Consider the following 9479-nt stretch of genomic DNA (forward strand, 5'->3'; position numbering starts at 1 on the left):
CCGGTCCCCTACCCTCCCCCAGACTCCGTCCGGGGGGACCCCCACTTCCACCGTTCCCAGGGGCTCCGCCCCTGACCCCGCGCCTCAAGGGTGGCCGCTATCGCAGGAGCCAGTGCTTCGTGAGGGTCATGACCTCCGCGCGGGTGCGTCCGCCGTGTCCGGCGGCGATGAATTCGCCGCCGATGCGGAGGGAGAAGACCAGCAGGCAGCGGACCTCCACCTCGTCCGGGTCGGGGCAGAACGAGGAGAAGAGGGAACGGAGGTAGTCCATCCGGCGGTCGTCGACGCGGCGCAGCCGCTCGGCGACCGCCTCGTCGCGGCGGGCCCAGTCGCGGATCGCGAGTTCTATGGGCACCCCCCGGACCGGCCCCCCGCCTGACTCGGCCACGATCGTGAACAGCCGGTCCAGCTTGGCCCGGGCGTCGTCGGCCCCGTCGCCCTCGGTCTGTTCGATGACCGCCTGGGCGGCCTCGTGCTCCCAGGTGTCGAGCATTTCGCCGAGCAGTGCGTCGCGGTTGCGGAAGTACCCGTAGAAGCCGCCCTTGCTCACCCCGAGCGCCTGCGCCAGCGATTCGATCCGCACGGCCTCCGGGCCGCCCTCGGCCAGGGCCCGCAGGCCCTCCTCGATCCACTTGCCGCGAGGGGTGCGTGGCGTGGCCATGGTGGCTCCCTCTTCGTTCCGCCCGGCCCATCTATACGGTGCCGTATAGGCCGGTGCTAGCCTCGTTCTATACGGCATCGTATAGAAGGGTTGCGCCCATGAGACTCCCCGCGTCCGCGTACACCTCACAGCCCTGGCGGATCCACGAGATCGCCCCGGACTTCCGCGTCGAGGACGTATGGGAGCTGCCCACGCCGGGCGGCCCCGACGACCTCGCGCACCTGGTGGAGCAGTTCGCCGGAGGGGGGCGCGGGAGCGGGGCGGGAGTCTCCTCGTCCGTCTACCGCGTGCTGTTCGCCGTCCGCCGGAAGCTGGGCGCGCTGCTCGGCTGGGACCGGCCCGAGGACGGGGTTGGCCGCCGCGTGCCGAGCCTGCGCGACCGGCTGCCGGCGGACCTCGGGGAAGGCCCCCGGGGTCCCGACCCGAAGACGGTCCCCTTCACCTCCGTCTACCAGACGCACGACGAATGGGTGGCCGAGACGGCCAACCGGACCGTGCACGGCGTGCTGCACCTCGGCTGGGTCCCGGACGGGTCCGGCGGCTACTGCGGCCGGATGACCGTCCTGGTCAAGCCGAACGGGCTCCTCGGCGCCGCCTACATGCTGGCCATCAAGCCCTTCCGGTACCTCGGGGTGTACCCGGCGCTGCTCGCGGGCATCGGCCGCGAGTGGCGGGCGGGCGCCGCCGCGCGCGACGCGGCGGTCTGAGCCCGGGCGGGTGGCTACGGCCAGACGAGGCAGTAGGCCTGGTGGCCGTTCTCGTGGAGGCGGTGGGAGAAGTCCTGCCATTCGTGCAGCAGCTGGTAGACGTTGAACGCGTCCCGCGGCCCGCCGCGGTCCGGGACCGTCGACCAGATGAAGGCGGCCGCGCCCACCGACTCCTCGCCCACGTCGCGCAGCGGGTCGACGACCGTCATCGGCAGCTTGACCACCGCGTAGTCCGGGTGCAGGACGACCAGCTCCAGCGGCGGCACCTTGTGCAGCGGTATGCCCTCGATGCCGGTGAGGACCATCGCGGCCATCGTCTCCGGCTTGATCTTGGTGAACATGCCGCCCATGCCGAGCTCGTCGCCGCCCAGCTCCTCCGGCCGCATCGTCACCGGCACCCGGGCGGCGGTCGCACCGTCGGGCGCGCCGAAGTACTTGTACGTCACGCCCATGCCGCGGCCGCCCCTGGGGGTGCCGTCCGGGTCTTCGGCGTCGGAGGAGGAGCCGGCCGAGCCGACGGAGCCGGCGGTGTCGCCGGTGCGCTTCGGGCGGTCCCGTCCGTCCTTGCGTGACCGGCCCTCCGCGCGCTCCGGGCGGTCCGTGTCCTCGCGGCGGTCGGGGTCCTCCGGGGTGCGGCCGGTGCCGGGGGCGGCGGCCGCCTCCGCGGCTTCCGCGGCCCGGCGGTGCCTGCCTCGGCGTCGGGCCTCACGGGCGCGCTGCGGGTCCAGGCCGTCCGTACCCTCGCCCGGTCCACCACCGCGTTGCATATCTCCACCCGACTGGTATTTCCTGCCCCGGCTTCGCGGCCCCCGCCACGCAGCCTGATCATCATGGCAGTGACCTCCCCCGAGGCGGCGCGGTGAAACGCCCCTCCGCAAGTCTGTCGCGGCCTCTGAGACCATGGCTGGTGTGAGCTACCCGTACCCGTATGAAGCCCCAGTTTCGCAGACGCTCTTCGAGCGCGCGTCCCTCGCGCGCGTCCCTCGTGACCCCCGGCGGCGTGAACTCTCCCGTCCGCGCCTTCCGTGCCGTGGGCGGTACGCCCCGGTTCATGGTGTCCGGTACCGGTCCCTATCTGACCGATGCCGACGGGCGTGAGTACGTCGACCTGGTCTGCTCGTGGGGGCCGATGATCCTCGGCCACTCCCACCCCGAGGTGATCGAGGCCGTCCAGGCCGCGGTCGCCCGCGGCACCTCCTTCGGCACGCCCGGCGAGGGCGAGGTCGCCCTCGCCGAGGAGATCGTCGCCCGTATCGAGCCCGTCGAGCAGGTGCGCCTGGTGTCCTCCGGCACCGAGGCGACCATGTCGGCGATCCGGCTGGCCCGCGGCTTCACCGGCCGCGCCAAGGTCGTCAAGTTCGCCGGCTGCTACCACGGTCATGTCGACGCGCTGCTGGCCGCCGCCGGTTCCGGACTGGCGACCTTCGCCCTGCCCGACACCCCCGGTGTCACGGGCGCGCAGGCCGGCGACACGATCGTGCTCCCCTACAACGACCTCGACGCGGTGCGGGCGGCGTTCGCCGCGCACCCCGGTGAGATCGCCTGCGTGATCACCGAGGCCGCCCCCGGCAACATGGGCGTGGTCACCCCGCTGGAGGGCTTCAACCAGGGTCTCGCCGACCTCTGCCGCGAGAACGGCGCGCTGTACATCTCCGACGAGGTGATGACCGGTTTCCGCACCTCGCGGGCCGGCTGGTACGGGGTCGACGGCGTCAAGCCCGACCTGATGACCTTCGGCAAGGTCATGGGCGGCGGTTTCCCGGCGGCGGCGTTCGGCGGCCGCGCCGACGTGATGGGCCACCTGGCCCCGGCCGGCCCGGTGTACCAGGCGGGCACCCTCTCCGGGAACCCGGTCGCCACGGCCGCCGGTCTCGCGCAGCTGCGGCTGCTGGACGACGCGGCGTACGAGAAGGTGAACGCGGTCTCCGCGGAGATCCAGGGCCTGGTGACGGCGGCGCTGGCCAAGGAGGGCGTGGCGCACCGGCTGCAGACGGCGTCCAACATGTTCTCCGTGTTCTTCACGGCGGACCCGGTCCGCAACTACGACGCAGCGAAGACGCAGGAAGGCTTCCGCTTCAATGCGTTCTTCCACTCGATGCTGTCGCAGGGCGTCTACCTGCCGCCGTCGGCGTTCGAGTCCTGGTTCGTGTCCACCGCCCACGACGAGCGCGCGGTAGAGCGCGTCGCGGCCGCGCTGCCCGCCGCCGCCCGAGCCGCCGCGGAGGCGACCGCATGAGTGACATCACCGTCGTCCACGTGATGCGGCACGGCGAGGTCCACAACCCCGACGGGGTCCTCTACGGCCGCCGGGCCGGCTACCACCTGTCCGAGCTGGGCCGGCAGATGGCCGACCGGGTCGCCGAGCACCTCCAGGACCGGGACGTCACCTACGTGGTGGCCTCCCCCCTGGAGCGGGCGCAGGAGACGGCCGCGCCGATCGCGAAGACGCACGGCCTGGAGCTGGCCACCGACGGCCGGCTGATCGAGGCGGGCAACGTCTTCGAGGGCAAGACCTTCGGCGTCGGTGACGGGGCGCTGCGCAAGCCGGGCAACTGGAAGCACCTGACGAACCCGTTCAAGCCGTCGTGGGGCGAGCCGTACGTCGAGCAGGTCGTGCGGATGATGAGCGCGATCGAGGCGGCCCGGGACGCGGCGCGCGGCCACGAGGCGGTGGCGGTCAGCCACCAGCTGCCGATCTGGATCGTGCGCAGCTTCGCGGAGAAGCGGCGGCTGTGGCACGACCCGCGGCGCCGGCAGTGCACGCTCGCCTCGCTGACCTCCTTCACCTACCAGGACGACAAGCTGGTGTCGGTGGGGTACAGCGAGCCGGCGCGGGATCTCGTCCCGGCCCATCTCCTGGCCGGAGCGAAGCCGGTGAAGGGGAAGTCGAAGGCGTTCGGGGCGTAGTGCCTGGTCGGGGGTCCGGGGCGGCGTCCCGGGCCCCGGCGCCCCGCAGGGCGGCGGGGGGTGCCGAAGATCGGCAAATCGCTCATGCGAAACTTTTCACATGAGCCTTAGCCGCGCCACCCGCCGCCGCCGCTCGACCAGCGGCCGCGCCATCCTGCTGACCGCGGTGACCCTCGCGAGCGCCCTGACCCTGACGGCGTGCGGCGACAGCGGCAGCAAGTCGGCCGGGTCCGCCGGCGGCAACTACGTGACGGGTCCCAGCGGTATCTCCACCGTCGCCAAGGGCGACCGGGCCGAGGCCCCCAGGCTGGACGGCGCGACCGTCGACGGCAAGACGCTGGACACCACCACCCTCAAGGGCAAGGTCGTCGTCCTCAACGTCTGGGGTTCCTGGTGCCCGCCCTGCCGGGCCGAGGCACCGTACTTCGCGAAGGTTTCCAAGGAGCTGGGCGACGCCGGCAAGGACGTCGCGTTCGTCGGGATCAACACCCGCGACAACAGCACCCAGAACGCCGCCGCCTTCGAACAGAACTTCGGGATCACCTACCCGAGCCTGTACGACCCGGACGGCAAGCTGATCCTGCGCTTCCCCAAGGGCACCCTGAACCCGTCCGCGATCCCCTCCACGGTCGTCCTCGACAAGGAAGGCAAGATCGCGGCCCGTACGCTGGCCGCGGTCAACGAGGAGCAGCTGCGCTCGATGATCGACCCGCTGCTCGCGGAGCAGTGACCTCGTGGTCGTAGAGCACCTCCTCGCCGCCGAGTCGACCGGCGTGAACACGACGGTGATGACGGGCGGGCTGCTGATCGCCCTGCCGATCGCCCTGCTCGCCGGGCTGGTCTCCTTCTTCTCCCCCTGCGTCCTGCCCCTGGTCCCCGGCTACCTGTCCTACGTGACCGGGGTCAGCGGCGCCGACCTCGCCGAGGCCCGGCGCGGGCGGATGGTGGCCGGCGCGGGCCTGTTCGTCCTCGGGTTCACCGCCGTCTTCGTCTCCACCGGCGCGCTCTTCGGCCAGTTCGGCGAGGTCTTCCAGGGTGAGAACAAGGAGATCATCACCCGGGTCATGGGCGTCCTCGTGATCCTGCTCGGCCTGTTCTTCATGGGCTGGATCCCGGGCCTGACGATGCGCGAGTTCCGCTTCCACAAGAAGCCGACCGCGGGTCTGGTCGGGGCGCCCGTGCTCGGTGTCCTCTTCGGCATCGGCTGGACCCCCTGTATGGGACCGACCCTCGCGGCCGTCGGCACCCTCTCCATCAACGAGGCCACCGCAGGCCGCGGCGCCCTGCTGACCGCTGTGTACTGCCTCGGTCTCGGCGTGCCCTTCATCCTCGCCGCCGTCGCCTTCCGCAAGGCGCTCGGCGCGTTCGGGTGGGTGAAGAAGCACTACGCGTGGGTGATGCGCATCGGCGGCGGCATGCTGATCCTGACCGGTCTGCTGCTCGTCACAGGAATGTGGTTCAGCATCGTCAACGAGATGCAGACCTGGACCAACGGCTTCACGGTGGGGATCTGAGGGACTACACGCACATGAGTACGACCGACAAGGCGCCCGCCGAGGCGCCGAACGAGGACGAGGCCGCCCGCGCCCAGTTGTCCACGGCCCCCGTCGAGGACAGCCCGGCCGCCCCCGTCGGCATCGGGGTCATCGGCTGGGCCCGCTGGTTCTGGCGGCAGCTCACCTCCATGCGGGTGGCGCTGATCCTGCTCTTCCTGCTGTCCCTGGGCTCCATCCCCGGCTCCCTCATCCCGCAGACCCAGGTCGACGCGATGAAGGTCGCGGAGTGGAAGAAGACCCACGAGTTCTGGGTGCCGGTCGCCGAGAAGCTCCAGCTCTTCGACGTGTACAGCTCGGTGTGGTTCTCCGCGATCTACATCCTGCTGTTCGTGTCGCTGATCGGCTGCATCGTCCCGCGCACCTGGCAGTTCGTCGGCCAGCTCACCGGCCGGCCGCCCGGCGCGCCGCGCCGTCTGGACCGGCTGCCGGCCTACACGACCTGGCGCACGGACAAGGCCCCGGAGGAGGTCCTCGCCTCCGCGAAGGGCCTGCTCGGCGGACGCCGCTTCCGTACCGAGGCCTCCGCCGGCGCCGTCGCCGCCGAGAAGGGCTATCTGCGCGAGGCCGGGAACCTGGCCTTCCACATCGCCCTGATCGTGATGCTCGTGGCCTTCGCCTGCGGGCAGCTGTTCAAGTCCGAGGGCGGCAAGCTCGTCCTGCGCGGCAAGGGGTTCTCGAACACGCTCACCCAGTACGACGACTTCAAGTCCGGCAGCCTCTTCTCCGCCGACGACCTGACGCCGTTCTCGTTCACCCTGGACAAGTTCGACGCCAGCTACGAGAAGGCCGGCCCGCAGAAGGGCACCGCCCGCGACTTCAAGGCGTACGTCACCTACAGCGAGGGCGCCGAGGGCGCGCCGAAGAAGGCCGAGATCGAGGTCAACAAGCCGCTGGAGATCGACGGCTCGAAGATCTACCTGCTGGGCCACGGCTACGCCCCGGTCATCTCCGTGACCGACCCCACCGGCAAGGTCGTCTACCGGGACGCCGTCCCGATGCTGCCCTTCGACGGCAACCTCAGCTCCTCGGGCGCCGTGAAGGTCCCGGACGGCTACCGCAACAAGAACGGCGACAAGGAACAGCTCGGCTTCAATGCCATGTTCGTGCCGACCTTCGCGGGCGCCGGCAAGGGCACGATGCTCTCGCAGTTCCCGGACCTGAACTTCCCCGTCCTCGCCCTCAGCGCCTACCACGGCAGCCTCGGCGTGGACGCGGGCCTGCCGCAGAACGTGTACCAGCTGAACACCTCCAAGATGCAGGAGTTCAAGGACCCCGAGGGGCAGCTGTTCAAGCAGCGGCTGCTGCCCGGGGAGACGATGACCCTCCCCGACGGCGCCGGCACGGTGAAGTTCGAGGGCATCGAGCGCTGGGCCACCTTCTCCGTCACCCACCAGCCCGCCTCCGGGCTGGCCCTGGCGGGCGCCGTGATCGCCATCGGCGGTCTGGCCGCGTCCCTGTTCGTCCAGCGCCGCCGGATCTGGGTCCGTGCGGTGCGCGGCGCGGACGGCGTGACCGTCGTCGAGATGGCGGGACTGGGCCGCAGCGAGTCCGCGAAGCTCCCCGAGGAGCTCTCGGCGCTCTCCGCCGCCCTCTACGAGACGGCGCCGAGCCCGGCGCGGTCCGCGCCGGCGGATGCCGGCACCACAACAGAAGAAGAAGGGGAGCGCGCATGACGCTGCTCGCGGCGGCGACGAACGAGAGCCTCGCCGATCTCAGCAACAAGCTGGTCTACGCGTCGATGGCGGTCTACATGCTCGCCTTCTTCGCGCACATCACCGAATGGGTCTTCGGCAGCCGCAGCAAGGTCGGCCGTACGGCCGCCGCGCTGACCCCGGCCGCCGCGGCCGCCGCCGGTGCGGCGCCCGCCGTGCAGGTGCGGACCAAGGGCGGCGGCACGGCCGTCCTGGACCGGCCGAAGGTCGTCACCCGCTCCGCGTCCGGCGTCCGTGACGTCCCGGACGGCCCCGGCGCGGCCGGCGGCACCGAGAAGGGCGACCTGTACGGGCGCATCGCGGTCTCGCTGACCGTCCTCGGCTTCCTCATCGAGGCCGCGGGCGTGGTCTCCCGGGCGCTGTCGGTGGAGCGTGCCCCCTGGGGCAACATGTACGAGTTCAACCTGACCTTCTCCACGGTCGCCGTCGGCGCCTACCTGCTGCTGCTGGCGCTGAAGAAGAACGTCCGCTGGCTCGGGCTGATCCTGGTGACCTCGGTCCTGCTGGACCTGGGCATCGCCACCACCTGGCTGTACACCGCCAGTGACCAGCTGGTCCCGGCCCTGCACTCGTACTGGCTGTGGATCCACGTCTCCACCGCCATCTTCTGCGGCGCCGTCTTCTACATCGGTGCGGCCGGTGCGGTCCTCTACCTCTTCCGCGACAGCTACGAGAGCCACCTGGAGGCCGGGAAGACCCCCGGCCGCTTCCGCACCTCGGTGCTGGAGCGGATGCCTTCGGCGGCCACCCTCGACAAGTTCTCGTACCGGATCAACGCGGCCGTCTTCCCGCTGTGGACGTTCACCATCGTCGCGGGCGCGATCTGGGCCGGCGACGCCTGGGGCCGCTACTGGGGCTGGGACCCCAAGGAGGTCTGGTCGTTCGTGACCTGGGTGGCGTACGCCTGCTACCTGCACGCGCGGGCCACCGCCGGCTGGAAGGGCCGCAAGGCCGCCTACCTGGCGCTCTTCGCCTTCGCCTGCTGGATCTGGAACTACTACGGCGTGAACATCCTGCTCAGCGGCAAGCACTCGTACGCGGGCGTCTGACCCCGGTCGGTGGGACGCTGGTGGTATGTCTCCTGTGAGCCATGCCACCAGCGAGCCGCGCGGCGAGGGCCGCTGGCTCCTGCGCTTCGAGGTACACGTCCCCTACGCCTATGAGTCCCTGTGGCCCTTCCTGACCACGGGTGACGGGCTGCGCACCTGGCTGGCGGCGGCCGACGTGCTGGAACGCCGTCTCGGCGGGGCCGTGACCCTGCGCTGGCTGAACTCCGGCACCACGGTGTCGGGGGAGGTCACGGCCTGGGACACCGAGCGGGTCGTGGAGTACACGGTCTCCGAGCACGGCCGGATCCGCTTCCACCTGGAGCCCGTCGGCACCGACTCGACGGTGATCCGCTTCCTGAACGAGCGGGCCGGCAGCGACGCGGAACGCCTGGACTGCCTGGCCGGCTGGCACGACCACTTCGAGATGCTGGAGGCCGCCCTCGCCGGGCATCCGGCGGACTGGCCCTCCTGGACCGACACCCGCTGGTCGGAGCTGAGGGCCTCGTACGCGTCCTTCGGCAGGAGCTGAGGGCCGGAGGGCCGCTCTGAGGGCCGCCCGTTATTCCTTGCCCTTGTCCTTCTCGTCGTCCTCGTCCTTGCGCAGCGAGCGCAGGAACTCGGGATTGTCGTCGGGCGCCACCCACTGCGTACGGCGCGCCCGGCCGCCCCCGCCGAAGCCGCCCGCGCCGCCGGCCGCCGTGCGCTTCTTTCCGGCGAGCAGCCACACCACCGGGCCGACGATCGAGAACAGCAGGATGATCAGCACCCACACCCCCTTCGGGAGGCTCTTGACCTCCTCCTCCGGGGTGTTCAGGCAGTCGATGAAGGCGTAGATGGTCAGCGCGAGGATCAGCAGGAACGGCAGATAGCGCAGCACGGTGTGGGAC

General features: G+C 71.1%; 10 protein-coding genes and 1 pseudogene. 8 read left to right on the forward strand and 3 right to left on the reverse strand.

The window, feature by feature from the left end; all coding sequences use genetic code 11:
* Positions 1-97 precede the first annotated feature (97 nt).
* Positions 98-661: a TetR/AcrR family transcriptional regulator gene (locus VR44_RS22490; protein ID WP_045949383.1), complete on the reverse strand. Its 564-nt coding sequence runs from the start codon at positions 659-661 to the stop codon at positions 98-100.
* Between the two features lie 98 nt (positions 662-759).
* Between VR44_RS22490 and VR44_RS22495 the strand changes: the two genes are divergently transcribed.
* Entirely contained in the window at positions 760-1368 is a 609-nt protein-coding gene (locus VR44_RS22495; protein ID WP_045949384.1) for a DUF2867 domain-containing protein, read from the forward strand.
* 14 nt (positions 1369-1382) lie between these two features.
* On the opposite strand, the gene VR44_RS22500 is transcribed toward VR44_RS22495, so the two are convergent.
* Entirely contained in the window at positions 1383-1820 is a 438-nt protein-coding gene (locus VR44_RS22500) for a hypothetical protein (RefSeq protein WP_045949392.1), read from the reverse strand.
* Between the two features lie 448 nt (positions 1821-2268).
* On the opposite strand from VR44_RS22500, the pseudogene hemL reads away from it, so the two are divergent.
* The 7 genes and pseudogenes from hemL to VR44_RS22535 all read left to right on the forward strand — a co-directional run bounded on the left by hemL (position 2269) and on the right by VR44_RS22535 (position 9121).
* A pseudogene (gene hemL / locus VR44_RS22505) lies at positions 2269-3604 on the forward strand (glutamate-1-semialdehyde 2,1-aminomutase).
* A complete protein-coding gene (locus VR44_RS22510; RefSeq protein WP_045949386.1) occupies positions 3601-4275 on the forward strand; it encodes a histidine phosphatase family protein in 675 nt (224 codons plus the stop codon). The pseudogene hemL and the gene VR44_RS22510 overlap by 4 nt, the downstream one beginning before the upstream one ends.
* A gap of 100 nt (positions 4276-4375) precedes the next feature.
* The gene (locus VR44_RS22515) at positions 4376-5005 is read left to right on the forward strand and encodes a TlpA family protein disulfide reductase (RefSeq protein WP_045949387.1); all 630 of its coding nucleotides are present in this window, start codon (positions 4376-4378) and stop codon (positions 5003-5005) included.
* 58 nt (positions 5006-5063) lie between these two features.
* The gene (locus VR44_RS22520; protein WP_045949393.1) at positions 5064-5789 is read left to right on the forward strand and encodes a cytochrome c biogenesis CcdA family protein; all 726 of its coding nucleotides are present in this window, start codon (positions 5064-5066) and stop codon (positions 5787-5789) included.
* Positions 5790-5803: 14 nt separating this feature from the next.
* Positions 5804-7504 (forward strand): cytochrome c biogenesis protein ResB, encoded by a 1701-nt coding sequence (gene resB, locus VR44_RS22525; RefSeq protein WP_045949388.1) that lies wholly within the window; start codon positions 5804-5806, stop codon positions 7502-7504.
* Positions 7501-8592, forward strand: a complete 1092-nt coding sequence (ccsB, locus tag VR44_RS22530; RefSeq protein WP_045949389.1) for a c-type cytochrome biogenesis protein CcsB — start codon at positions 7501-7503, stop codon at positions 8590-8592. Before resB ends, ccsB begins: the two co-directional genes overlap by 4 nt.
* A gap of 25 nt (positions 8593-8617) precedes the next feature.
* Complete coding sequence (locus VR44_RS22535) at positions 8618-9121, forward strand: SRPBCC domain-containing protein (RefSeq protein WP_045949390.1); 504 nt, start codon at positions 8618-8620, stop codon at positions 9119-9121.
* 30 nt (positions 9122-9151) lie between these two features.
* Here VR44_RS22535 and VR44_RS22540 read toward each other — a convergent pair.
* A partial coding sequence (locus VR44_RS22540) for a PLD nuclease N-terminal domain-containing protein (RefSeq protein WP_342669376.1) occupies positions 9152-9479 on the reverse strand: 328 nt, incomplete at its 5' end.

The organism is Streptomyces katrae (assembly GCF_000966975.1).
Taxonomy (GTDB): Bacteria; Actinomycetota; Actinomycetes; order Streptomycetales; family Streptomycetaceae; genus Streptomyces; species Streptomyces katrae.